Origin of the sequence: Sphingomonas sp. Leaf4, assembly GCF_920939515.1 — a bacterium.
Taxonomy (GTDB): Bacteria; Pseudomonadota; Alphaproteobacteria; order Sphingomonadales; family Sphingomonadaceae; genus Sphingomonas.
Map to the genome: position 1 here is coordinate 74,464 of NZ_CAKLBB010000005.1, position 22,673 is coordinate 97,136.

Below are 22,673 nucleotides of genomic sequence, written 5' to 3' on the forward strand. Positions count from 1 at the left end.
GGCACCGCCGCGAAACTCGCGCTTTCGCGAATTTCAAACAGGTTTCCGGGCCGGTTACAGGATCGTCATGTATCCGCCATGCCGTCGCAAAGCGCCGTGGGCCATGGTGGTGGCGAAAGGAAATGCTTCGATGTCGATCGCGCGGATACTGGGCGTCGCCGTGGTTGCCGTGGCCGGCGTGGCAGCGGCGATGGCCGACGGGCCGCGATCGATCGCGATCGGCGGGGCGACCTTTGCGGGGCAGGTCGATGCGGCGGGCCTGGTCGTCACCAGCCTGCGCAGCGGCGGCGCGGCGCAAGGGGCGGGCCTGCGCGTCGGCGACGTGGTCGACGAGGTCGACGGCGTGGCGCATCCCGGCGTCGCGCGGCTGGCGGCGGCGGCGCATGGGACCCATGCGGTGGTGCTGCACGTCAGGCCAAGGGGTGACGTGCAGGCCCGCACGCTGCTACTGCACGGCGGCGGAGGTGGTGCGTGAAACTATTGGTGGTCGAGGACGACGACGATACCGCCGGCTATATCGCCAAGGGGCTCACCGAGGCGGGCCATGTGGTCGATCGCGCCGGCACCGGGCGCGACGGGTTGTTCCATGCGATCGACGGCGGCTACGACTGCATCGTCATGGACCGGATGCTGCCGCAGATGGACGGCATGGCGGCGATCGCGGCCATGCGCGCGGGCGGCGTGACGACGCCCGTTCTGATCCTGTCGGCGATGGGATCGCCCGACGACCGGGTCGCCGGGCTGACGTCGGGCGCCGACGATTATCTGACCAAGCCGTTCGTCTTCGCCGAATTGCTGGCGCGGGTGACGCTGCTCGCGCGCCGCGCCGCGCCGGGCACCCCGGTCGCCGAGACGAAGCTGACGTGCGACGACCTCGAGATGGACCTGCTCGCGCGGCGGGTGAAGCGTGGCGGCGTGGGCATCGACCTGCAACCGCGCGAATTCCGGCTGCTCGAATATCTGCTGCGCCATGCCGGACAGGTGGTGACGCGCACGATGTTGCTGGAGGGGGTGTGGGATTACCACTTCGATCCGGGCAGCAACGTGACCGACGTGCATATCAGCCGGCTGCGCCGCAAGATCGACGACGGGCAGGCTCGCCGGCTGCTGCATACGGTGCGCGGATCGGGCTACAAGCTGGGGATCGAGCCCTGACGCGCCGCTGGGTGCGATCGGCCACGCTGCGCTTCGCCGCGCTGGTCTTCGCGCTGCAACTGGCCGGGGCCGGGGTCACGCTGCTGGTGGTGCGGCAGATCACCGCCGACCGGTTGACGCAGGCCGCGACCGGCGAGGCCGAACGGCTGCGCGGTCAGTTGCTCGACGCATGGGCGGCGGGGGGACAGGCCGGGGCGGCGCGCGCGGCGCTGGCGCGGCTCGACCGGAGCGACCGGCCGCAGTCAGTCGTGCTGCTGATCGCGCCCGGCGGACGGGTGCTGGCCGGCAATGTCGCGGCATGGCCGCCCGATGTGGTGGCGGGGCCGCCGACCACGATCGAGATCTTCCGCGTCGACCGCGACCGGCCGGAACGGATGCGGGTGATCGGCACCGACCTGTCCGATGGCACGCGACTGCTGACCGGCCATGTGATCGAGGGCGAGCTGGCGTTCGTCGGCGCGTTGGAGGCGGCGATGGGCGCGGCGATGGCGGTCGCGCTGCTGCTGGCAGGGCTTGCCGGATGGGTCGCGGCGCGGATCATCGCCCAGCGGCTGGAGCGGACCGTCGATACGGTGGCGGCGGTGGCGGCGGGCGACCTGAACCGGCGGGTGGCCTTGAGCGGCGGCGACGATGCGTTCGAGGCGCTGGCGCGGTCGGTCAACGCGATGCTCGACCGGATCGCCGCGCTGGTCGGCGAACTGAAGCTGGCGACCGATGCGCTGGCGCACGACTTGCGCTCGCCGCTCACCCGGCTGCGCGCCACGCTGGAACGCGCGCTGGCCGCCGCCGACAGCGAGGAGGGGCGGCTGGCGGTGCTGCGCGCGATGGACGAGGGCGAGCGGTTGCTCGGCATGCTCGACACCGCGCTCAGGATCACGCGGGCGGAGGCGGGGATCGGGCGCGAGGCGTTCGTCGCTACCGATCTGGCTGCGATGCTGGAGGAACTTGCCGAACTGTTCGAACCGCTGGCCGAGGATCGGGGGATGGCGATTTCGGTGGTGCCCTCGCCGACCATGGTCGTGCCGGCGCATCGCGAGATGATCGGACAGGCAGTGGCAAATATGATCGATAATGCCTTGAAATATGGTGCGGGAACGATCCGGTTGTCGGTCGAGCAAACGGCTGCGACGGTCGCGATCGTCGTGCGTGACGAAGGGCCGGGGATCGCACCCGCGCGGCGGACGGAGGCGCTGCGCCGGTTCGGGCGGCTGGATGCGGCGCGGCACGAAAGCGGGGCGGGACTGGGGCTGTCGCTGGTGGCGGCTGTGGCGCATTTGCATGGCGGTACGCTGGAACTGGCGGATGCCGCGCCGGGGCTGGCGGTGCGCCTGACGATCGGACGATCGCATGGGTGAAGGCTTCGCGCAGGGAATGGTTCATGACGCGGCAGCGGACGTGCGGGCCGCGATCGAGGGGGACCCGGCGGTGTTCGCGCGGTGGCAGGCGTTGACGCCGATCGGGCGCAACGAGTTCCTGTGCTGGATCGAGGATGCCAAGCAGGCCGCGACCCGCCAGCGGCGGATCGGGCGGGCGGTCGAATCGTTGCGGGAGGGCAAGATGCGGCCGTGTTGCTGGCCCGGCTGTATCCACCGCACCGACAAGGCACCGGGCAAGTGGCAGCAGGCGGTGCTGATCGACGCGAAACGGTAGCGGCGGTTGCCGGCCCCGTTGCCGCGCGGTACGACCCGGCCATGGCCAAAGCACAACGTCTCGCCCGGCTCGACGATCGCCGCATCGAACTCGAAGCCGACTATGCAGCGGCATTGATCGCGGCGCTGCGGGTAACGGCCGCCGGGAAAGCGGGGCTGTTCGATCATCAGGCGGATCGCCGGGTACGCGCGGCGACCGCCCCCGTCATCGACCATCTGGCCGAGATCGGCGACGCGATCGACGCGGCGCGCGAGCAACTGGGCCTGCCGGCGTTCGAGCTGCAACAACAGTTCCTGCGGTCGCGCGGACCGGTCGGCCCGCAGGCGGTGGGCGAGCCGAAGCAGGCGCAGGCGTGGCTCGACCGGCTGGGGGCCGAGCCTGTGCGCTGAAGCGGCCCTGCCGTCGTCGCGCCGCAATCCGCCGGCATCGTCTTGGGCGACGGGGAGGCGGGGCGGATGTTCTGGGCATGGTCGCTGGTTCAGGCGGTGGCGGTGCCGCCCGGGCGGATCGAGCTGACGCCGTTGTTGCCGCCGGCGCGCTGTCGCGGGGCAGTTTCTGACGACGAGATCCTTGTCTGCGGCGACGTGCGGCAGGAACGCTACCGGTTGCGCCCCGTCGATCCGACCCGCTTTGACGACACGGTGAAGGCGGAGACCGGCGTGGTCGGCGACCTGCGTGCCGCCGCCGAGGTGGAACAGGCGACGGTGGCGCCCGGCGTGGTCAGCAACCGGATGATGGTGCGGCTGAAACTGCCGTTTTGAAATTCTGTCTGGAAACGCGCGAACGTGTGAGATTTTGGGGCCGATCGACATTCAGCTATTCAGGTGCAGTTCGTAGTCGAAAACACCACCCTACCTTCGTCACCCCGGACTTGTTCCGGGGTCCACCTAGCTGCGCAAGCTGTCGCAAGTGCCTCGATCGGCCTCGATTGCCGCACGGTGGACCCCGGAACAAGTCCGGGGTGACGGAGGTGGTCTTTGCTGGCGTCACGGCCGACTGAATGTCGATCCGCCAAACCCGCAGCCGTGCGTTTTCACACCCGCCCTCACGCCGCCGCCACCCGGCCGCTGCGTTCCAGCTTGCCCCAGCCGACGACGAACCCGCCGATCGCCGAGGCGATGGCGCGCAGCACCACCCAGTACATGATCTGGCGGTACACCAGCCGCTGCGCGACCAGCAGATGCGCGGGGTAGCGCGCGCGGTTGCCGTCGAGGCGATAGGCGATCCAGCCGCACGCCACGTCGATCGCGGTGAATGCCAGCCAGTAGAGCCCCATCGTGCCGACGTCGCCGCTGGTCTGCGCCCAGCCGTGCTGGACGACGCGGACGATGGTGCCGGTGATCGAGAGCAGCAGCGCGAGGTCGATCAGCGGCGAGATGGCGGCGAACGCGATCTGGAACAGCCACGCCTGCGGCAAGCCGATCCGGGCGAGGCCGGCGGGCTTGCCGGTACGCAGGATGGCGCGGTGCTTCCACAGGCATTGCAGCGTGCCGAACGCCCAGCGGTAGCGCTGCTTGGCGAGTGCCCTGAAGCTTTCGGGCGCTTCGGTCCACGCGACGGCACGCGGATCATAGGTGACGCGCCAGCCGGCACGCTGGATCGCGATGGTCAGGTCCTGATCCTCCGCCAGCGTATCCTCCGGGTAGCCGCCGACCGCATCGAGCGCCGCCCGCCGCCATGCGCCGACCGCGCCCGGCACCACCGTCATCGCGTCGAAGCCGGCGAGCGCGCGACGTTCGAGGTTCTGCGCGGTGATATATTCGACCGCCTGCCAGCGGGTGACGAGGTTCACCCGGTTGCCGACGCGGGCGTCGCCCGCGACCGCGCCCAGCCGGGGATCGGCGAACCAGCGGGCGAGGCGGGCGATCGTCGTCACCTCGAACTGGGTATCGGCGTCGAGCGCGATCACGACCTCGCCGGTCGCATCCCGGAGCGCGCGGTTGAGCGCCGCCGCCTTGCCGCCGTTGACCAGCGTCAGCAGCGTGACGCGGGCGTCGCCGGAGAAGCGCTCGCGCACCACCGTGCTGGTCGCGTCCTTCGACCCGTCGTCGACGACGATGACCTGCAGCCCCGGATAGTCGCTGGCCAGCACGCGCGCGACCGAATCGGCGATCACCCTCTCCTCGTTATAGGCGGGGATGATGACCGAGACGCTGGGTCGATACACCGGCGGCACCGGCCGTTGGCGCCGCGCCTGAAACCACGCCAGCCCGGCGAGCAGCACCGCGCGGGCGATGCCGAGGGCAATGGCGAGATAGAACAGCCACGCCAGCACGATCGAGAGGATCGCCAGCACGATAAAGATAGCGACGTCGGTGCGCACCGCCAGCAGGTCGCGGCCCTGTACCTTGGGCATCGCCACCGCTTGCGGCACGCCGACCAGTTGCGAGGCGGTGACGAAGTGATAGCCGCGGGCTTTCAGCGTGGCGATGATCTGCGGGAGCGCCGCCACCGTCTGCGCGCGGTCGCCGCCGCCGTCGTGGAGCAGCACGACGTTGCCCGAGTTTTCGGGCGTGGCGGCGGCGATCTGGTTCACCACCTGGGTCACGATCGCGTCGGTGCCGGGCCGCTGCCAGTCGTTGGGATCGATATGCAGCCCGACGACGGTATAGCCTAGATCCTGCGCAAGCAGCGCGGGCGCGATCTCGTCCATCGTCGTCGGTTCGGCGTCGCCGAAATAGGGCGCGCGGAAGAGGGTGGTCGACCGGCCGGTATAGGCCTCGATCAGCCGCTGGGTAGCGTTCAGCTCCAGCTTCGTCGTGTGCTCGCCGGTGGTGGCGAGATTGGGGTGGGTGTAGCTGTGGTTGCCGATCTCGTCACCGTCGCGGACCATCCGTTGCAGAAGGCCGGGATGTTCGAGCGCATTCTCACCAACCACGAAGAAACTGCCGGGAACCTTGGCTTTTTCCAGAACGTCGAGGATCGGCGGGGTCCAGGTGGGGTCGGGGCCGTCGTCGAAGGTCAGCGCGATCGCTTTTGGATCGGCGGCACCGGCGCGCTGGACGACATAGGGGGTCGGCAGGCGGCGATAGTCCTCGTTCGCGATGACGCCCTGCGGGGTGAAGGTCAGCGCGCGCTGGCCCTCAGTCGGGCGGGCGGTGATCTTGAGGATTTCGCCGCTGCCCTCGACATCGACGTTGAGCGCGGTGTGCGGCGCTTCGAGCCGTGGCACCTTTGCGGGCGTGCGGAAGGCGGCAAGGTCGTTCCAGAAGCCGGCGTCCTCGCTGCCGAGCCGCCACAGCGCCACGTCGTCGATCCCGAGCCGGCGCAGCGCCGCCATCTCGTTCCAGCTTGTCACCGCGTCGAGCATCCAAATCTGGTGATGCGCGCCGTCCTCGTCGTCATAGGCGAAGCCGGCGTTGCCGCTGGTGCGGTCGAAGCCCACGGCCGCGCCGGCATCCTGCGCGGCGAGCCATGCTTCCTCGATCGACAGCGCGTCGGCGGTCCGGCCGTGCCAGTCATAGGCGTAGCTGCCGAGCGCCACGGTCAGCTTGTCGCGGCCGACCTTGGCGATGGCCGCTTCGACCTGCGCCAGAAACCACGGCTGCGAGGCGATCGGCCCGGCGCTGCCGCTTTCCCAATGCTCGTCATAGGCCATCAGCATCACCCGGTCGCTGACCTTGGCGAGCGCGGCGAGGTTCCAGTCGGCGTCGCCCGCTGGCGCGGTGACGGCGAGTTCGGCTCCCTTGGGCAAGGCGGCGTGCAGCCGGGCGAGGAAGGCGGGATAGCGCGCGACGGCGGCGGCGGGCATGCTCTCGTAATCCATCACGATGCCGCCGGCGTGCTGCTGCCGGACATAGGTGGCGAGCGCGGCGATGAGCGTCTGTTGCTTTGCCCGGTCGGCGAGCATTGTGGCGGCACCGGTGCCGTCCCAGCCGTCGCCGACGATGTTCTGGACCATCGGCACCAGCTTCGGCGCATGGGGGGTGGTGGCGAGGAACTGGTCGAGCTGGCGGTCGGCGATCGGGTGGGGCTGGGTGCCGTCGACCGTGACCAGCGCGGGCACGACCCAGTCGAGCTGGCGGGCATGGGCGCGCAGCGACGCGATGCCGCCGTCGGTGTCGGGCGCGTAGAAGCCGATCGTCTGCGGCGTGTCGGGCGAGGGCACGGCGCGGCGCGGCAACCAGCGGTCGGGGCGCGCAAGCCGGTCATCGCGCGGCGCGAACGCCTCGCCATGCCGCCTGGCGAACGGCAGCGGCAGCCCGAGCGAGCGCGGCGTCACGACGAGCGTGGTGGCGAACGCGATCGCCGCCAGCACCACGGCGAGGATCAGCAGCGCGACGCCGCGCCGTGCCCGGACGCCACGCCGCCCGGTCGGATCGAAGAAGATGGGTTTGCTCAACGCCGGTGTCCCTGTTGCATCGGATCGGCGCTTAGGGGGCGGCGGGCGGCGGGGCGGTGAGCGCCGCATGAACTTTTCGTCACGGGGGGCGGGCATACTCCCCTCCCTGACAAGGGAGGGGGCGGGGGTGGGTCGGCCCGTGGCGGGCGTCACCGTTCCTCGCAAGCCAACCCACCCCCAGCCCCTCCCTTGTCAGGGAGGGGGGATTTTGCGTTACCGAAACACCACCGTCCGGTGGCCGTTCAGGAACACGCGGCGTTCGGCGGCCCAGCGGACGGCGCGGGCCAGCACCTGTGCCTCGACATCGCGGCCGATGCGGATCAGATCGGCTTCGGTGTCGCGGTGGTCGACGCGCTCGACCGCCTGTTCGATGATCGGGCCTTCGTCGAGATCGCCGGTGACGTAATGCGCGGTCGCGCCGATCAGCTTGACGCCGCGATCATGCGCGCGGGCATAGGGGCGGGCACCCTTGAAGCTCGGCAGGAAGCTGTGATGGATGTTGATGCAGCGGCCGGCGAGCGCCGCCGACAGATCGGGTCCCAGCACCTGCATGTAGCGGGCGAGGACCAGCAGGTCGGCCTGCGCGTCCCGCACCACGGCCATCATCGCCGCTTCCTGGCCGGCGCGGTCGCCATCGACGATCGGCAGGTGATGGAACGGCACGCCATGCCATTCGGTCAGCGCGCGCAGGGTTTCGTGGTTGGAGACGACGCCGACAATCTCGACCGGCAGGTCGCCGGTCTTCCAGCGGTGGAGCAGGTCGTTGAGGCAATGGCTGCCCTTCGACACCGCGATGACGATCCGCATCCGCGCGTCGCGCGGCGTGATCGACCAGTCGCACCCGAACCGCCCGGCGACGGGTGCGAAGCCGGCGCGCAAGGCATCGGCCGCGGCGGGGAAGGCGGGGCCTGCGCCGCGAAACTCGACGCGCAGGAAGAAGCGGCCGGCGTCGAGATCGGCATATTGCTGACTGTCGAGGATGAAGCCGTCGATGCCGGCAAGGTGCCCGCTGACGGCGGCGACGATGCCGATCCGGTCGGCGCAGGACAGCGTCAGGACGTGCGCGGTCATCGGCTGCACCCTTAAGAAATCAAGAATGTCGGGAAACCGACTGGAGGCGCGACCGGGAATCGAACCCGGGTGCAAGGATTTGCAGTCCTCTGCGTCACCACTCCGCCATCGCGCCTCGATGTCGTGGGAGGCGGGCCAATGCGCGGGCAAGGGCGCGGTGTCAACCGCCTCCGGGCAAAATATACGTTTCTGCTCGCTTGGCGGCGGTGCGCCGGCGCGATAGACAGCCGGCGAATTCGCGCGATGTGTATTGCGCCCCTAAAACAGTTGTGCGACAGGACTCCGCCATGACCGACACGACCCGTTCCCCGTCCGATTTCGACGCCATGCGCCATGCGATGGTCGTCAGCCAGCTTCGCACCAGCGCGGTGAGCGATCCGCGCGTCGTGGAGGCGATGGGCGACGTGCCGCGCGAGGCGTTTGTCCCCGCCGCGCAGGCGGGCGTGGCCTATCGCGATGCCGCGCTGCCGCTGGGCGGGGGCCGGGCGATCAACGCGCCGCTGATCCTCGGCCGGCTGCTGACCGCCGCCGAGGTCCTGGCCGACGACCGGGTGCTGATTATCGGTGCCGCCACCGGCTATTCGGCCGCCGTCACCGCGCGGATCGCCGGATCGGTCGTGGCGCTGGAGGAGGATGCGGCGATGGTCGCGACCGCGCGCGGCGCCGTCGCCGGTGCCGAAGTGGTCGAGGGACCGTTGACGCAGGGCTGGGCCGCCGCCGCGCCCTATGACGTCATCATCATCGACGGCGCGGTCGAGCAGGTGCCCGACGCGATCGTCGACCAACTGGCACCGGGCGGGCGGCTGACCACCGGAATCGTCGATCGCGGCGTCACCCGGCTGGCGCTCGGCCGCAAGACCGGCGGCGGCTTTGGCCTGACCGAGTTCGCCGATCTCGATTGCGTCGTGCTGCCGGGCTTTGCCCGTCCCAAGACGTTCCAGTTCGCAAGGTAAGGAAGACGATGCGGGGGGGGAAGTTTGCCGCGGGAGCCGCGTTCGTCGCGCTCCTTGCCGGACCGGCGGGGGCCGAAACGCTGCGCGAGGCGCTGGTGCGCGCCTATGCGACCAACCCGCAGTTGACCGGGGCGCGCGCCAATCTGCGCGCCACCGACGAAACCGTGCCGATCGCGCGGTCGCAGGGGCTGCCGCAGGTTACGACGCAGGGCACCGTCACCGAACAGGTACTCAACACCCAGACGCGCGGCGTGACGCAGGCCCCGCGCATCGGCCAGGCGCAGGCGACCGCGTCGCTACCGCTCTATGCCGGGGGCGCGGTGAAGAACGGCGTGCGCGCCGCCGATGCGCGGGTGCTGGCGGGTCGCGCCAGCCTGCGCAGCACCGAGGCCAATGTCTTCACCCTCGTCGTCGCGGCCTATAACGACGTGCTGCGCGACGAGGCGATCGTCCGGCTGAACCAGCAGAATGTCAGCGTGTTGCAGGTGAACCTGCGCGCGTCGGGCGACCGGTTCCAGGTCGGCGACCTGACCCGCACCGACGTCGCCCAGTCCGAGGCGCGGCTGGCGCAGGCACAGGCGCAGTTGCAGCAGGCCGAGGCGAACCTCGTCACCAGCCGCGAGAATTACGTCGAGGTCACGGGTGCCCCGGCCGGCCGGCTCGATCCACCGCCGGGCCTGCCCAACCTCCCCGCCGATCCGAACGGCGCGGTGCGGGTCGCGGTCGCCAACAATCCGGCACTGGTCGCGGCGCAGCGGGCGAGCGACGCCGCCGGGTTCGATGTCCGTGTCGCGCGGGCGGACCGGCTGCCGCAGGTCGGCGCGTTCCTGACCGGCAGCTATACCAGCTTCCTCGGATCGGCGCAGTCGATCGACGGCATCGTGCTGCAACAGGACGGTGGACAGGCGCAGGCTGGCGTGCGGGTGACGATGCCCTTCTATCAGGGCGGCCGCCCCGCCGCGCAGATCCGCCGGGCGCAGGCGCTGGAGGGCGTCGCGATCGAACAGGTGACGCAGACCGAGCGCGCCGTCGTGTCCGACGCGCGCTCCGCCTATGCCGCATGGCAATCGGCGTTGCGGGTGATCCAGTCGTCGGAAGTGCAGATCACCGCCAACAAGCTGTCGCTGGAGGGCGTGCGCGCCGAGAACAGCGTCGGCACGCGCACCATCCTCGACATTCTCGATGCCGAACAGGAACTGCTCAATTCGCAGGTGCAGTTGGTGACGGCGCGGCGTGACGCCTATGTCGCGGGCTTCGCGCTGCTGGCGGCGATGGGCCGGGCGGAGGCGCGCGACCTCGGACTCGACGGCGGCGCGCTCTACGATCCAGTCGCCAATTACGACCGGGTACGGGGCAAGAGCTGGGACTGGAGCGACGACCCCGCGCCGAAACCGGTCGCGCCGGGCACGGTGAACACCCCCGCGCAGACGCCGGCGGTGACGCGCGAGCTTGATCCGAAGTTGCAGCGCAGTGCCAATCCCTATACCCCGACCGACGGGCTCGACGCGCCGGACCGGCGTCGTGGCGGCGATGGCGTGACACCGGGCGTTGACAGTCCGGCCGCCAGACCCGACAACTGAGCGATTACAGGGACGTTTGCACATGAGGGTGGCGATGGGGGATGTCGGAGCCGATACGTCGATGGAGGACATCCTGTCCTCGATCAAACGGATCATCGCCGAGGAAGGCGAAGGATCGGCACAGGCCATTCGTGGCCGCAAGTCGATCCGCACCGCGCAGCCGCGCGAGCTGGACGACCGTGACGACATCCTCGAACTGAACCACAGCGTCGCGGCGCCACCGCCGCCGCGGATCGAACAGGCCAAGGTCGAATCGATCCGTGTCGAACCGATCCGGGCCGAAGCGCCCGAACCCGTCGCCGAGGCCCCCCGCGTCGTCGCCGAACCCGAACCCCCCGTGCAGGAGCCTGCGCCGATGCCTGCCGCCGCCGCACCCTCGATCGATCCGGCGATCGTTTCCGACCGCGCGGCCGAGGCGAGCCGTGGTTCGCTCGACCAGTTGTCGCGGATGCTGGTGAAGCCCGAGACGCCGGGCACCGATTCGCTCGAAGGGCTGGTGCGCGAGATGCTCCGCCCGATGTTGCGCGAATGGCTCGACGCCAAGCTGCCCGGCATCGTCGAGACGATGGTCGCCAAGGAAATCGCCCGGATCAGCGGGCGGTAGAAGCAGGACCGGTTCACGCGAAGGCGCGGAGAAAAAGCAGAAGGGGTTTTCGCGCAGAGGCGCGGAGGCGCAGAGGGGATTGCGGGCGCAACATCCGTCGGCGTTCCGGCGAAGCCTCTCGCCTGCCCCCGGTGAAGTTGAAGCGCCGCTGTCGCGGCAGGCGTGATATTCTTCGCGCCTCTGCGCCTCTGCGCGAAAATCCTCTTTCCCTTTCTGAAACTTGATCCGCCCGCCCGGAACCGTCGCCCCGGCGAAGGTTGGGGCCTCAAGCGGCTCCTGTCGCGCGCACTCCCCGGGAGATCCAAGCCTTCGCCGGGATGACGTTTGTTTCGGGATGGGTGGATCAGCCCTGGGGCCGATCGACACTCAGCCATTCCGGTGCAGTTCGTAGTCGAAAATGCCGCCCTTCTTCGTCACCCCGGAACAAGTCCGGGGTGACGGAAATGGTCTTTGCTGGCGTCACGGTCGACGGAATGTCGATCGGACCTAGGCGTAACCCCTTCGCGTCTCCGCGCCTTCGCGTGAACCAATCTTCCCTTCCCGGCAGCAGCACGGGGCGACCCGCCCCTTGCAACCCCGCCGGTTCCGCGCCATTCGCCGCAGCATGAGCGAACTGCCCAAGACCTTCGACCCCGCCGCCATCGAGGCCCGCTGGTATCCGCACTGGGAACAGGCCGGCCTGTTCCGCTCCGAACGGCCGGGCGCGCAGCCGTGGACGATCGTCAACCCGCCGCCCAACGTCACGGGCAGCCTGCACATCGGTCACGCGCTCGACAACACGTTGCAGGACATTCTCGTCCGCCACGCGCGGTTGCAGGGCAAGGACGCACGCTGGGTGGTCGGCACCGATCATGCCGGCATCGCGACGCAGATGGTGGTCGAGCGGCGAATGGCGCAGGCCGGGCAGAAGCGCACCGATTTCACTCGCGACGATTTCGTCGGCAAGGTGTGGGAATGGAAGGCGGAGAGCGGCGGCACGATCACCGGGCAGCTCCGGCGGCTGGGCTGTTCGATGGACTGGTCGAACGAACGCTTCACGATGGACGAGGGATTTTCGGCTGCCGTGCTGAAGGTCTTCGTGCAACTCTACCGCGAAGGGCTGCTCTACCGCGACAAACGGCTGGTGAACTGGGACCCGGGCCTCGGCACCGCGATCAGCGATCTGGAGGTCGAGACGCGCGAGGTGCAGGGCAGTTTCTGGCACTTGCGCTACCCGTTGGCAGACGGCCGCGGTTTTATTGAGGTCGCGACGACCCGGCCGGAGACGATGCTGGCCGACATGGCCGTGGCGGTGAACCCGGCGGACGAACGCTATACCGCGCTGATCGGGCAGATGGTTCGCTTGCCGATCACCGGCCGGCTGATCCCGATCGTCGCCGACGAGCATGCCGATCCCGAACTGGGGTCGGGCGCGGTCAAGATCACGCCGGGGCATGACTTCAACGACTTCGAGGTCGGCAAGCGCGCCGGGTTCAAGGCCGCCGACATGCTCAACATGCTCGATGCCAAGGCGCAGGTCTGCCAGACCGCCGACGGGCTGATCCCGGCCGAGTATCTCGGACTGCCGGGCAATGACCCGAAGGCTCCGGCCGACGCTCGCCGTCTCGTCGTCGCCGCGCTCAAGGAACAGGGCTTCCTCGTGCCGCACGTCGACAAGGACGGGGTGGAGCATGACGCCGAACCGCGTCGTATCCAGACGCCCTATGGCGACCGGTCGGGCGTGGTGATCGAACCGTGGCTGACCGACCAATGGTATGTTGACGCCGCGACGCTGGCCCAGCCGGCGATCGAGGCGGTGCGGTCGGGCGCGGTGAAGATCGTGCCCAAGTCATGGGAAAAGACCTATTTCAACTGGATGGAGAACATCCAGCCGTGGTGCGTATCGCGGCAGTTGTGGTGGGGGCATCGCATTCCGGCGTGGTTTGCCGACGATGGCCGCGTGTTCGTCGCCGAAACCCATGCGGAAGCGCAGGCCGAAGCGGGGGAGGGCGTTGCGCTCAAGCAGGACGAGGACGTCCTTGATACGTGGTTCTCCTCCGCGCTGTGGCCGTTCGCCACGCTCGGCTGGCCGGAGAACACCGACCCGACGCTGGGCGGGCGCTACAGCAACGACGTGCTGATTTCCGGCTTCGACATCCTGTTCTTCTGGGATGCGCGGATGCTGATGCAGGGCATCCACTTCATGAAGGAAGTGCCCTTCAAGACGCTGTATCTCCACGGGCTCGTCCGCGCCGCCGATGGCGCGAAAATGTCGAAGTCGAAGGGCAATACCGTCGATCCGCTCGGGCTGATCGATGCCTATGGCGCCGATGCGCTGCGCTTCTTCATGGCGGCGATGGAGAGTCAGGGCCGCGACATCAAGATGGATGAGAAGCGGGTCGAGGGCTATCGCAACTTCGCGACCAAGCTGTGGAACGCCACTCGCTTCGCGCAGGCCAACGGCATCGGCGCGTCGCAGGCGCTGGAAGCACCCAAGGCCGACCTCGCGGTCAACCGCTGGATCATCGCCGAGACGATCGAGACAGTACAGGCGCTCGACCTGGCACTTGCCGACCTGCGCTTCGACGGGGCGGCCAACACCATCTATCAGTTCGTGTGGAGCCGGTTCTGCGACTGGTATCTCGAACTCATCAAGCCGGTGTTGCAGGGCGGTGGCGAGGGTGCCGAGGAAACCCGCGCGGTGGCGGGATGGGTGCTCGACCAGATCCTCGTCATGCTCCACCCGTTCATGCCGTTCATCACCGAGGAACTGTGGCACGCGCTGGGGGAACGCGACAACGACCTGATCGTCGCGCGCTGGCCGATGGCCGATGCGCGCGCGATCGATCCGGGCGCGCGCGCCGAGATCGACTGGCTGATCCGGCTGGTGAGCGAAATCCGCGCCGCGCGGACCGAATTGAACGTGCCGCCCGGCGCGCGGCTGCCGCTCCATGTCCGCGATGCCTCGGGCGTGACGGGCGAGCAGCTGGACGCGCAGGCGGCGGTGCTGGCGCGGCTCGCGCGGGTCGACCGGGTCGAGGGCGAGGCACCGGCGGGCGGCGCGCTCCAGATCGTGGTGGACGAGGCGACGTTCGTCCTGCCGCTGGGCGAGGTGATCGACCTCGACGCGGAGCGCGCGCGGCTGACCAAGGCGATCGCGGCGGCGGAGAAGGAACGCGATGCGCTGGCCAGGCGGCTGGGCAACGCCAGCTTCGTCGAACGCGCGAAGCCCGAGGCGGTGGACAAGGCGCGGGCCGATCATGCCGACAAGATGGCCGAGGCGGCGCGGCTGCACGCGGCGTTGGGGCGGTTGGGGTAGTTCCCGTCATTCCGGCGTAGGCCGGAATCCATGGATGGGGTGACGTTGGCGCATCTATCGACAGCGCCCGTGTCCATGGATTCCGGCCTGCGCCGGAATGACGAAGAGTGGTGTCAAGCCGGCGCCATCACCTCGATGATTCCGGCGGCGATCTTCGCCGTTACCGGCGTCTTGGCCAGCACCTCGCCATCGATCGAGATCGGCAGGCGCGGCACGGTTTCGATCCTGAGCGACTTCCCGTGGAACGACACGGTATCGACCCGGCGCGAGTCGAGGCGGAAGAACCCCGCTGCCCAGTTGCGGACCAGCGAACGCTTGCCCTTGCCGCACACGACCTGAACGACGATCTCGCCGCTGTCGACCTGCGCCTCTTCGACCAGTTCGGTGCCGCCGTGATAGGGGCCGTTGGAAATGCGCACTTCGGTCGCGGTCAGTCGCTGGACATGGCTGCCGTTGGTGACGGTCAGCTCGAACGGCTGGAACCGGGCGAACTGGAGCGCCGCCCAACTGAGATAGCCCGCGCGCCCGAACAATTTCTTGACGCCGTGCGGAATGGTCTGCGCGATCAGCGGCGAGATGCCGATCGCGGCGCAATTGGCGTAATAATCGCCATCGACCATGCCGAGGTCGATCCGGCGCGGCGCACCGGTGCGCAGCACGTCGACCGCGCCTGCAATATCGAGCGGGATGCCGAGCGTCCGGCAAAAGCTGTTGGCGGTGCCGAACGGCAGCACGCCGAGGATCACGTCATGCCCCAGCAGATGATCGACAAGGCTGCTGATCGTCCCGTCGCCACCACCCAGCACCACCAGATCGGGCTTGGCGGCCAGCGCCTGTTTCAGCCGCGGGACGAGGTCGTCGGGGTTCTCCACCGCATGCGCGTCGACCTTGTACGGCAGGCCCTGCATCGCCTGGCAGGCCTCGGCGAACTGGGCCTGACCACGCCGTGACCGGGCGTTGACGATCATGGCGGCGGATCGGATCTGCGTCATGCGGTCGGTAACGCTCCGTAACGAAAATCGCCGCACGACTTTCGGTTGATCCGATACGGTGCTTGGCCCACAAGTCCGGCCCATGTCCGCCGCTTACCCCGCGCTGCGCCTTCGCCGCACCCGCGCGTCCGCCTGGAGCCGCCGTCTGCATGCCGAAACGCTGCTGACGCCCGCCGATCTGATCTGGCCGCTGTTCGTGACCGAGGGCGAGGATACGCCGGTCCGGCAATTGCCCGGCGTCACCCGCTGGACGCTCCCTTCGCTGGTCGAGCGGGTGCGTGAGGCGCGCGACCTGGGTATTCCGGTCGTCGCGCTGTTCCCCAATACGCCGCAAGCGCTGCGCAGCGACGACGGCAAGGAGGCGTATAACCCCGACAATCTGATGTGCCGCGCGATCCGCGCGATCAAGGAGGCGGTGCCCGACATCGGCGTGCTGACCGACGTCGCGCTCGACCCCTATACCAGCCATGGTCACGACGGGATCGTCGATGCGGCGGGCTATGTGCTGAACGACGTGACCGCACAGGCACTGGTACGGCAGGCACGGGTGCAGGCGGCGGCGGGCAGCGACATCATCGCTCCGTCGGACATGATGGACGGCCGTATTGGCATCATCCGCGCCGCACTGGAGGCGGACGGGCATCACAACGTCCAGATCATGGCCTATGCCGCCAAATATGCCAGCGCCTTCTACGGCCCGTTCCGCGATGCGGTGGGTTCTCGCGGGCTGCTGAAGGGCGACAAGAAGACCTATCAGATGGACCCCGCCAACCATGAGGAAGCGCTGCGCGAGGTCGCGCTCGATCTGGCCGAGGGCGCGGACAGCGTGATGGTGAAGCCGGGGCTGCCGTATCTCGACATCGTGGCCAAGGTGAAGGCCGAGTTCCGCGTGCCGGTGTTCGCGTATCAGGTGTCGGGCGAATATGCGATGATCGAGGCGGCGGTAGCGGCGGGCGCGGGGGATCGTGACGCGCTGGTCCTCGAAACGCTGCTGGCGTTTAAGCGGGCGGGGGCGAGCGGGGTGCTGACCTATCACGCGGTTCATGCGGCGCGGTTGCTCCAGCCATGATCGCGACCGAACGGCTGGTGCTGCGCCGCTGGGAAGATCGCGACCGGCCGATATTCTACTCGCATTGCGCCGACCTGGAGGTGATGCGCTATTTCCCGGCGCCGATGACCCCGGCCGAAGTCGATGCCGCGATCGACCGGCAGGACGGCTATCAGGCGACGCACGGCTATTGTTTCTGGGTCGTCGAGGCGCGGGCGACCGCGACGATGATCGGTTTTTGTGGGCTGAAACCCGGCGCGGAAGACACGCCGCTGGAAGGCGGAGTCGAGATCGGCTGGCGCTTCGGCAAGGAATATTGGGGGCAGGGATTGGCGCGCGAGGCGGCGATGGCCAGTCTCGACTGGGGGTTCGCCAATCTGGGCGTCGATCGCATCGGGGCGATCACTGCCGCGACCAATATACGCAGTTGGGGATTGATGGAGCGGCTCGGCATGGTGCGCAGCCGGCCTGAGGATTTCGACCATCCGGCGGTGCCCGATGACAGCCCGCTCAAACGCCACATCACCTATTGGAAGACGCGCCCGTGAGCGATGGCGAAGGCGAGGGGCGGGGCGGTGGCCTGCCGATCCGGCTGACCTATGTCGCGGCGATCCTGACCGGATCGTTCCTGCTGTTCCTCGTCCAGCCGATGGTCGCGCGCATGGCGTTGCCGCAACTGGGTGGCGCGCCGGCGGTGTGGAATTCGGCGATGCTGGTGTATCAGGCACTGCTGCTCGGCGGTTATGCCTATGCCCATCTGCTCGGCAAGCTGGTGCCCAAGGCGCAGGCGACGGTGCATCTGCTCCTGCTGTTGCTCGCCGCCGCATGGCTGCCGATCGGGGTGCTGGCGGGGCAGGTGCCCGCCGGGGCCGAACCGGTGCTGTGGACGCCGTGGCTGCTGGCGGCATCGATCGGGCCGTTGTTCTTCGCGGTGTCGGCGCAGGCACCGCTGCTGCAACGCTGGTTCGCGTTCGCCTGTCCGGGGCGCGATCCCTATGCGCTCTATGCGGCGTCGAACGTCGGCAGTTTCGCCGGGCTGATCGCCTATCCGTTGCTGGTCGAACCGCTGCTGTCGCTCAAAGGGCAGAGCTGGGGCTGGAGCATCGGCTATGGCGTGCTGCTGTTGCTGGTCGTCGCCTGCGGCTGGCTGTTGCCGCTGCGGCGCGACGCCGTCGTCGTCGGTGATCCGGGGCCGGCACCGGGGGTGCGGCGGGTGGCGCACTGGATCGTGCTGGCGCTCGTGCCCTCGGGGCTGATGCTGGCGACGACGACCTTCCTGACGACCGACATCGTCGCGGTGCCGCTGCTGTGGGTGCTGCCGCTCGGCCTGTATCTGCTGAGTTTCACCGTCGCCTTTGCCGACCGGCGGGGGATGGCAGAGGCGATCACCCGCTATGCGCCGATCACGATCCTCGTGTTCGGCGGCATGATGATCGCCGGGCATCATGATTTTCCGCTGCTGAACGCACTGGCGGCGCTGCTGCTGCTGTTCGCGGTGTCGGTGTCGCTGCATACCCGGATGCACGCGCTGCGCCCCGCCCCGGCGCGGTTGACCGGCTTTTATCTGGCGATGTCGGTCGGCGGCGCGCTGGGCGGGGTGTTCGCCGGGCTGGTCGCGCCGGTGGTGTTCGACTGGACCTACGAATATCCGCTGCTGATCCTCTCCGCCGGGTTGCTCGCGCCGCTGCCGTTTCTGCTGCCGATAACCGAGCGGCTGTGGCGCGCGCGGGCGACGGTGCTGTCGGTCGTGGCGATCGGCGGAGTCTTCGTGCTGGTGGTGCTGGGGCTGACCAATCCGGCCGGGATGCTGGGCGCAAAGGCCGATGCCGTCGCCTTCTTCGGGATCGTCGCGATCGGGCTGTTCGCGATCGGCGCGCGGCTGCCCTATGTCGTGGCGCTGGCCGGGGCGCTGTATCTGTTCGGTGGCTATCGCGCGATCGAACTGTCGCTGGAGCCGGGGGCGAGGACCCGCAGCTATTTCGGCGTCTATACCGTGGCCCACGGCAATGGCGTGCGCGAGTTGCAGCATGGCACGACGCTGCACGGCATCCAGTTGACCGGATCGCCGGCACGCGAACGGACGCCGACGACCTATTACGTGCCGCAATCGGGCGTCGGCGAGGCGCTGCGCGCTGCCCCCATGATCTATGGTCCGAAAGCGCGCATCGGCGTCGTCGGACTGGGGACGGGGACGCTGTCGTGCTACGCGCGGCCGGGGCAGCAATGGCGCTTCTACGAGATCGACCCGACGGTGGTGCGGATCGCGCGTGATTCGGGGGCGTTCACGTTCCTGCGCAACTGCCTGCCCGACGCGCGGATCGTGATGGGCGATGCGCGGCTGTCGCTGACCGATCAGCCGGCGAACAGCCTCGACCTGCTCGTGCTCGATGCCTTTTCGTCGGACGCGGTGCCGATGCACCTGATGACGCGCGAGGCGTTCGCGACCTATCGCCGGGTACTGGGACCCAAGGGGTTGCTGCTGGTGCATATCTCCAACCGCTACCTCGATCTGGGACCTGTGGTCGCGGCGACGGCGGGCGGGTGGATGGCGGCTGGATTGTCGTACCAGCCGGCGAGCGAGGCGAACGGCGAAACCGGGTCCGAATGGATCGCGCTCACCCCCGACCCGGAGGTGCTTGCCGAATTGCTGGCGAGCGGTGGCGACTGGGTGCCGCTGCCGCCGTCCGATGCCTCGCCATGGACCGACGATTATGCGTCGATCCTGCCCGTCCTGCGGGCGTTGCAGTAACGTCCGATCCGCTCAGGCGGATGCCGTACTGATCCAACCCCGTTGGACCAGACCTCACGGCGTCAGCGCAGGGCGGCCGTCAGTGCTGCGATCGTTGCGCGCTGGGCGGTGGCGGTGCGGGTCGCGCGCTCCAGCGCGGCGTCGAGCGCGGGATAGGGCGGCTGCCCGGCGGCGGCACGATCAATCGCGAGGCGTTCGAGATCGGCGACCGGCGCATCGATCCCGGTACGCGCCACGTCTAGCCCGGCCAGCGCGACCTGTGCGCCGAGCCATGGCTCGCTGCCTTCGGCCTTGCCGGTGCCGCTGCGTACCGCCGGGCGGGCGCGGGCGACGGCGGTGTCGAACCTGCCGCTGGCGGTGGCGACCGCTGCGGTGAGCGCGGCGATCCGGGAATCGAGCGCCGCATCGGGCGTGGCGACCGCGACCGGGCGGACCGGTTCAGCGAGGCTGATCCGCTCGATCGGGCGCGGCAATAGCGAGGGATAGTCCCCCGATGGCGCGGCGCAGGCGCTGAGGGCAAGAAAGGCGGACAGGATGCGGGCTCGGGTCATGGATATTCGATAGTCAGCATAAAAAAATGACACAACGGGGTTGCCAGCATGAATTTCCCCATCTAACAGGCGGCCTCCACCGGGCACCCATAGCTCAGCTGGATAGAGCATCAGACTACGAATCTGAGGGTCGGGCGTTCGAATCGCTCTGGGTGCACCATGGAAAGCCCCGCTAAGTCAGTGACTTGGCGGGGTTTTCTTTGTCCGTGGTATCATACCGCATATTCTGAAATCGGCGCGATCCAGGTCGTCAACGGGTGCGGTCAGCCATCCGATGAGCCCCGGCACGTCCCGGCAGGCCCATCGTAAGGACGGCCGGTCTTCCGGCAGTTTTCCGGGGCGATCGGCTTCGGCTCGACGCGCCGCCCGTTATCTCGCCTTTGACCGGTTCGACGGAATCCTCGATAGGGCGCGCCATGGTCCGGGCGCAATCCGCTTGGACATCGCGCCCGGCCTCGTAACCACGGGGCGGTCAGGTGCCGAGGAAATCGAGGAGCTGGCGTTCGGACAGGATTCTGATCGCGCCGCCGGACTGCCGCAGCGCCTCCGCCTTGCGATAGTGCGCGTCGAAGCGAATATAGCCGAACGGCTCGTCCCCGGTCACGACGAGGATCGTGGTCGTGGTGCCCACCCCGGACATGACGCGACCGCCGCTCGCCGCGATCCGCCGGGCGAGCGGACCGTTGCGGGGCTGGCCGAGGATCGCCACCCGCTCGCCCGCGAGCGGTCCCGTCGCGGCCGGCGGCGGGGCAGCGGGAACGCGCGACCGCACCGGCGGCGCCATCCAGTCCGCCAGCGACACTCCGGTATGTTCGATGGCCTTCACGACGATCATGCCGGCGGCGCGCGCATCGCTGAGCGCGTCGTGGTGCTTCAGCGGGATGCCGAGGTGGCGGGACACGATATTGAGCTTGTGGCTCGGCAGGTCCGGCCACGCCCGTTTCGCCACCCCCACGCTGTCGAGCCATGTGGTATCGACCATCGTCCGGTCGTGAACGCGACACGCGGCGGCCATCGCGCCCTTGTCGAAATAGGAATGCGCGACGGTGATCCGCCCGCCCAGGTGGCGGCTGACGACGTCATGCACATCCGCGAAACTCGGTTTCCCCCGCACATGCTCTGCGGTGATGCCGTGAATCCGCGTGTTGAAGCTGCTGAACTGCTCCTGCGGATCGACCAGCGTTTCATATTCAAACGCGATCCTCCCGTCGCGAAAACCGACGATGCCGATCTGGCAGATGCTGCTGACCCGCGAGCAGGCGGTTTCGACGTCGATGACGACGAAGTCGGGCGCGTCCGCGATCCGATCAACGCCGACACCGTGCTTCTTGGGGGACAACGACATGGCGACAGCGCATACAGGCCGGCGACGGACCTGTTCAAGCCGCCGGCCCGCACCGATACGACGTTCGACGGATGATGACGTCGTGCCTGTACCTGTCATCCAGGGACATGCGTGAGCAGCGATTCGCCGCGCGATACCGGACTGAGCCGGAGGCCGGCGAGCGTCGCGGTCTGGCCGGTCATTATCCTCGGTCGGAGCGATGGAGACGGGATCGGAACTGCTGCTGCGTACCGACGGGCGTTTCGCGCGACCGGCAGGCGGGGAGCGACAGCGGGTCGACTGCGGTACGGCCGTCCTCGACCGCCGGGAGCGGCACCGGCGTTCCGCCAGTTGCGCTTGCCGATCGATGACCGGGGGCTCGTGCCGAATGATACTGCCAACGGTCGATGGGAGCGTCGTCCGTACCAGCGACGAAGCGGTGCGCGCTCAGCCTTCGGTGAGTTCGACCACCTCGAAATCGAATCCTTTCCATCCGTGCCGCTTCGCCGTCTGTCGGGTCAGCGCTTCCTTGGCCACGGCGTCCTTCGCGGAGGTGGCATGCCCCCAGAACACCTCGGTCTTGCCGTTGTGCAGATGGGCGACGATGCGCCAGTAATGGGTGAACGGCGCGGCGGTGGGGCCGATCGTCTTCACATAGCCATCGGCCATCGTCGCGGTCAGGTAGCGTTTCTTCCTCGCCATCGCCCGGCAATAGCGCAGCGGTGACGGATGCGGGAGAGGGGGCTGGCTCAATCGTCGCGGGGGCGGCCGAGGGCGGCGCATGGTCGCGACGGCAGCGCGCCGTCCGCGCGCGGACGGTCTTCGACCTGCTGGTCATGGGGCACAGCAACAAGGCGGTGGCCGGCATCCTCGGCCTGTAGCCCCAAGACCGGTGCCAACGGTCTTGCCTGACTGATCGCGCTGCCCCGCTGGGCGGTTGCCCGGTATTCGGCGGGGTAAGGGACTGTTTTTGCTGGAACAGAAGCGCGTTAACCATCTGTAAGCGCTATCCGGTGCATAGCATGTCCCCGGAAGGATCCGATATGCGACGCGACGTTACCGCGCTTCTCGAAAAGCTGGGCCGGCGGGATTTCCGCTACGAGGCCTTTGCCGATCCGATCTCGGACCTCGAACCGTGGCCGCTGTTCGCGGCGCTGCTCGAGGACCCGCGGGTCGTCGGCCGGCCGCAGCGAATTCCCGAGCGCGCGGCCCCGCCGCCGGGCGCGCCGCTGTTCGCGCGCTACGGGGGAGCGACTCCGTCCGAACGCGGGGCGACGCCGGACGAACCGGCGGCGTCGCGCAATCTTCGCGCCTTCCTGTCGGGCCTGTCCGACGATCACCGGGGTAGCCGCTGAT

General features: G+C 68.8%; 21 protein-coding genes and 2 tRNA genes. 16 read left to right on the forward strand and 7 right to left on the reverse strand.

Annotated features, from left to right (window positions below; all coding sequences use genetic code 11):
• Positions 1-130: 130 nt before the first annotated feature.
• From LRA89_RS08655 to LRA89_RS08680, 6 genes are read left to right on the forward strand one after another with little or no spacing between them, the layout of a single operon-like run.
• Entirely contained in the window at positions 131-475 is a 345-nt protein-coding gene (locus tag LRA89_RS08655) for a PDZ domain-containing protein (RefSeq protein WP_230769838.1), read from the forward strand.
• Positions 472-1,155 carry a winged helix-turn-helix domain-containing protein gene (locus LRA89_RS08660; RefSeq protein ID WP_055756478.1) on the forward strand — a complete coding sequence of 228 codons (684 nt, stop codon included), beginning with the start codon at positions 472-474 and terminating at the stop codon, positions 1,153-1,155. Before LRA89_RS08655 ends, LRA89_RS08660 begins: the two co-directional genes overlap by 4 nt.
• Before the next feature lie 11 nt (positions 1,156-1,166).
• The gene (locus tag LRA89_RS08665) at positions 1,167-2,510 is read left to right on the forward strand and encodes a sensor histidine kinase (protein ID WP_230769839.1); all 1,344 of its coding nucleotides are present in this window, start codon (positions 1,167-1,169) and stop codon (positions 2,508-2,510) included.
• Positions 2,503-2,805, forward strand: coding sequence for a YdeI/OmpD-associated family protein (locus LRA89_RS08670; protein WP_230769840.1), 303 nt, complete (start codon positions 2,503-2,505; stop codon positions 2,803-2,805). Before LRA89_RS08665 ends, LRA89_RS08670 begins: the two co-directional genes overlap by 8 nt.
• A gap of 41 nt (positions 2,806-2,846) precedes the next feature.
• Entirely contained in the window at positions 2,847-3,194 is a 348-nt protein-coding gene (locus tag LRA89_RS08675; RefSeq protein ID WP_056494624.1) for a hypothetical protein, read from the forward strand.
• A 42-nt stretch (positions 3,195-3,236) separates the two neighbouring features.
• Positions 3,237-3,566 (forward strand): hypothetical protein, encoded by a 330-nt coding sequence (locus tag LRA89_RS08680; protein WP_156351306.1) that lies wholly within the window; start codon positions 3,237-3,239, stop codon positions 3,564-3,566.
• 284 nt (positions 3,567-3,850) lie between these two features.
• On the opposite strand, the gene LRA89_RS08685 is transcribed toward LRA89_RS08680, so the two are convergent.
• The 3 genes from LRA89_RS08685 to LRA89_RS08695 form a co-directional block, all read right to left on the reverse strand.
• Positions 3,851-7,147: a glycosyltransferase gene (locus LRA89_RS08685; protein WP_230769841.1), complete on the reverse strand. Its 3,297-nt coding sequence runs from the start codon at positions 7,145-7,147 to the stop codon at positions 3,851-3,853.
• A 213-nt stretch (positions 7,148-7,360) separates the two neighbouring features.
• On the reverse strand, positions 7,361-8,218 hold the full coding sequence (gene purU / locus LRA89_RS08690) for a formyltetrahydrofolate deformylase (RefSeq protein WP_230769842.1): 858 nt from the start codon (positions 8,216-8,218) through the stop codon (positions 7,361-7,363).
• A 41-nt stretch (positions 8,219-8,259) separates the two neighbouring features.
• Positions 8,260-8,333: transfer RNA gene (locus LRA89_RS08695), tRNA-Cys, on the reverse strand.
• 172 nt (positions 8,334-8,505) lie between these two features.
• On the opposite strand from LRA89_RS08695, the gene LRA89_RS08700 reads away from it, so the two are divergent.
• The 4 genes from LRA89_RS08700 (at position 8,506) to LRA89_RS08715 (ending at position 14,653) form a co-directional block, all read left to right on the forward strand.
• On the forward strand, positions 8,506-9,171 hold the full coding sequence (locus tag LRA89_RS08700; protein WP_230769843.1) for a protein-L-isoaspartate O-methyltransferase family protein: 666 nt from the start codon (positions 8,506-8,508) through the stop codon (positions 9,169-9,171).
• Positions 9,172-9,179: 8 nt separating this feature from the next.
• Positions 9,180-10,751 (forward strand): TolC family outer membrane protein, encoded by a 1,572-nt coding sequence (locus tag LRA89_RS08705; RefSeq protein WP_055756464.1) that lies wholly within the window; start codon positions 9,180-9,182, stop codon positions 10,749-10,751.
• Positions 10,752-10,785: 34 nt separating this feature from the next.
• Positions 10,786-11,355, forward strand: a complete 570-nt coding sequence (locus tag LRA89_RS08710) for a DUF2497 domain-containing protein (protein WP_056494637.1) — start codon at positions 10,786-10,788, stop codon at positions 11,353-11,355.
• Positions 11,356-11,959: 604 nt separating this feature from the next.
• Positions 11,960-14,653, forward strand: a complete 2,694-nt coding sequence (locus tag LRA89_RS08715) for a valine--tRNA ligase (RefSeq protein WP_230769844.1) — start codon at positions 11,960-11,962, stop codon at positions 14,651-14,653.
• A gap of 113 nt (positions 14,654-14,766) precedes the next feature.
• Here the strand turns inward: LRA89_RS08715 and LRA89_RS08720 are convergent, their stop codons facing one another.
• The gene (locus LRA89_RS08720) at positions 14,767-15,645 is read right to left on the reverse strand and encodes a diacylglycerol/lipid kinase family protein (RefSeq protein WP_230769845.1); all 879 of its coding nucleotides are present in this window, start codon (positions 15,643-15,645) and stop codon (positions 14,767-14,769) included.
• An 82-nt stretch (positions 15,646-15,727) separates the two neighbouring features.
• On the opposite strand from LRA89_RS08720, the gene hemB reads away from it, so the two are divergent.
• The 3 genes from hemB to LRA89_RS08735 are packed head-to-tail and all read left to right on the forward strand — an operon-like array spanning position 15,728 to position 19,442.
• Positions 15,728-16,714: a porphobilinogen synthase gene (gene hemB / locus LRA89_RS08725; protein WP_230769846.1), complete on the forward strand. Its 987-nt coding sequence runs from the start codon at positions 15,728-15,730 to the stop codon at positions 16,712-16,714.
• A complete protein-coding gene (locus LRA89_RS08730; protein WP_230769847.1) occupies positions 16,711-17,241 on the forward strand; it encodes a GNAT family N-acetyltransferase in 531 nt (176 codons plus the stop codon). The genes hemB and LRA89_RS08730 overlap by 4 nt, the downstream gene beginning before the upstream one ends.
• On the forward strand, positions 17,238-19,442 hold the full coding sequence (locus LRA89_RS08735) for a spermidine synthase (protein ID WP_443024952.1): 2,205 nt from the start codon (positions 17,238-17,240) through the stop codon (positions 19,440-19,442). The genes LRA89_RS08730 and LRA89_RS08735 overlap by 4 nt, the downstream gene beginning before the upstream one ends.
• A 62-nt stretch (positions 19,443-19,504) precedes the next feature.
• Here the strand turns inward: LRA89_RS08735 and LRA89_RS08740 are convergent, their stop codons facing one another.
• Positions 19,505-19,993 carry a hypothetical protein gene (locus LRA89_RS08740; RefSeq protein WP_156349162.1) on the reverse strand — a complete coding sequence of 163 codons (489 nt, stop codon included), beginning with the start codon at positions 19,991-19,993 and terminating at the stop codon, positions 19,505-19,507.
• A gap of 83 nt (positions 19,994-20,076) precedes the next feature.
• Here LRA89_RS08740 and LRA89_RS08745 point away from each other — a divergent pair.
• Positions 20,077-20,153, forward strand: a tRNA-Arg gene (locus LRA89_RS08745).
• A gap of 312 nt (positions 20,154-20,465) precedes the next feature.
• Here LRA89_RS08745 and LRA89_RS08750 read toward each other — a convergent pair.
• The gene (locus LRA89_RS08750; protein ID WP_230769848.1) at positions 20,466-21,338 is read right to left on the reverse strand and encodes an exonuclease domain-containing protein; all 873 of its coding nucleotides are present in this window, start codon (positions 21,336-21,338) and stop codon (positions 20,466-20,468) included.
• Positions 21,339-21,764: 426 nt separating this feature from the next.
• Positions 21,765-22,019: a hypothetical protein gene (locus tag LRA89_RS08755; RefSeq protein WP_230769849.1), complete on the reverse strand. Its 255-nt coding sequence runs from the start codon at positions 22,017-22,019 to the stop codon at positions 21,765-21,767.
• A 20-nt stretch (positions 22,020-22,039) separates the two neighbouring features.
• Here LRA89_RS08755 and LRA89_RS08760 point away from each other — a divergent pair, with 20 nt between their 5' ends.
• Together LRA89_RS08760 and LRA89_RS08765 are read left to right on the forward strand one after the other, a co-directional pair.
• Complete coding sequence (locus tag LRA89_RS08760) at positions 22,040-22,198, forward strand: hypothetical protein (protein ID WP_230769850.1); 159 nt, start codon at positions 22,040-22,042, stop codon at positions 22,196-22,198.
• Between the two features lie 162 nt (positions 22,199-22,360).
• Positions 22,361-22,672 (forward strand): hypothetical protein, encoded by a 312-nt coding sequence (locus tag LRA89_RS08765; RefSeq protein ID WP_230769851.1) that lies wholly within the window; start codon positions 22,361-22,363, stop codon positions 22,670-22,672.
• Position 22,673: the final 1 nt, after the last annotated feature.

Excerpts from the sequence above, each read along its gene's own strand:
- LRA89_RS08765 (WP_230769851.1), top strand. The coding sequence starts at position 22,361 with ATGCGACGCGACGTTACCGCGCTTCTCGAAAAGCTGGGCCGGCGGGAT.
- LRA89_RS08710 (WP_056494637.1), top strand. The coding sequence starts at position 10,786 with ATGGGGGATGTCGGAGCCGATACGTCGATGGAGGACATCCTGTCCTCG.
- LRA89_RS08740 (WP_156349162.1), bottom strand. The coding sequence starts at position 19,993 with ATGACCCGAGCCCGCATCCTGTCCGCCTTTCTTGCCCTCAGCGCCTGC.
- purU (WP_230769842.1), bottom strand. The coding sequence starts at position 8,218 with ATGACCGCGCACGTCCTGACGCTGTCCTGCGCCGACCGGATCGGCATC.
- LRA89_RS08655 (WP_230769838.1), top strand. The coding sequence starts at position 131 with ATGTCGATCGCGCGGATACTGGGCGTCGCCGTGGTTGCCGTGGCCGGC.
- LRA89_RS08705 (WP_055756464.1), top strand. The coding sequence starts at position 9,180 with ATGCGGGGGGGGAAGTTTGCCGCGGGAGCCGCGTTCGTCGCGCTCCTT.
- LRA89_RS08755 (WP_230769849.1), bottom strand. The coding sequence starts at position 22,019 with ATGGCGAGGAAGAAACGCTACCTGACCGCGACGATGGCCGATGGCTAT.
- LRA89_RS08720 (WP_230769845.1), bottom strand. The coding sequence starts at position 15,645 with ATGACGCAGATCCGATCCGCCGCCATGATCGTCAACGCCCGGTCACGG.
- LRA89_RS08750 (WP_230769848.1), bottom strand. The coding sequence starts at position 21,338 with ATGTCGTTGTCCCCCAAGAAGCACGGTGTCGGCGTTGATCGGATCGCG.
- LRA89_RS08730 (WP_230769847.1), top strand. The coding sequence starts at position 16,711 with ATGATCGCGACCGAACGGCTGGTGCTGCGCCGCTGGGAAGATCGCGAC.
- hemB (WP_230769846.1), top strand. The coding sequence starts at position 15,728 with ATGTCCGCCGCTTACCCCGCGCTGCGCCTTCGCCGCACCCGCGCGTCC.
- LRA89_RS08670 (WP_230769840.1), top strand. The coding sequence starts at position 2,503 with ATGGGTGAAGGCTTCGCGCAGGGAATGGTTCATGACGCGGCAGCGGAC.
- LRA89_RS08715 (WP_230769844.1), top strand. The coding sequence starts at position 11,960 with ATGAGCGAACTGCCCAAGACCTTCGACCCCGCCGCCATCGAGGCCCGC.
- LRA89_RS08675 (WP_056494624.1), top strand. The coding sequence starts at position 2,847 with ATGGCCAAAGCACAACGTCTCGCCCGGCTCGACGATCGCCGCATCGAA.
- LRA89_RS08700 (WP_230769843.1), top strand. The coding sequence starts at position 8,506 with ATGACCGACACGACCCGTTCCCCGTCCGATTTCGACGCCATGCGCCAT.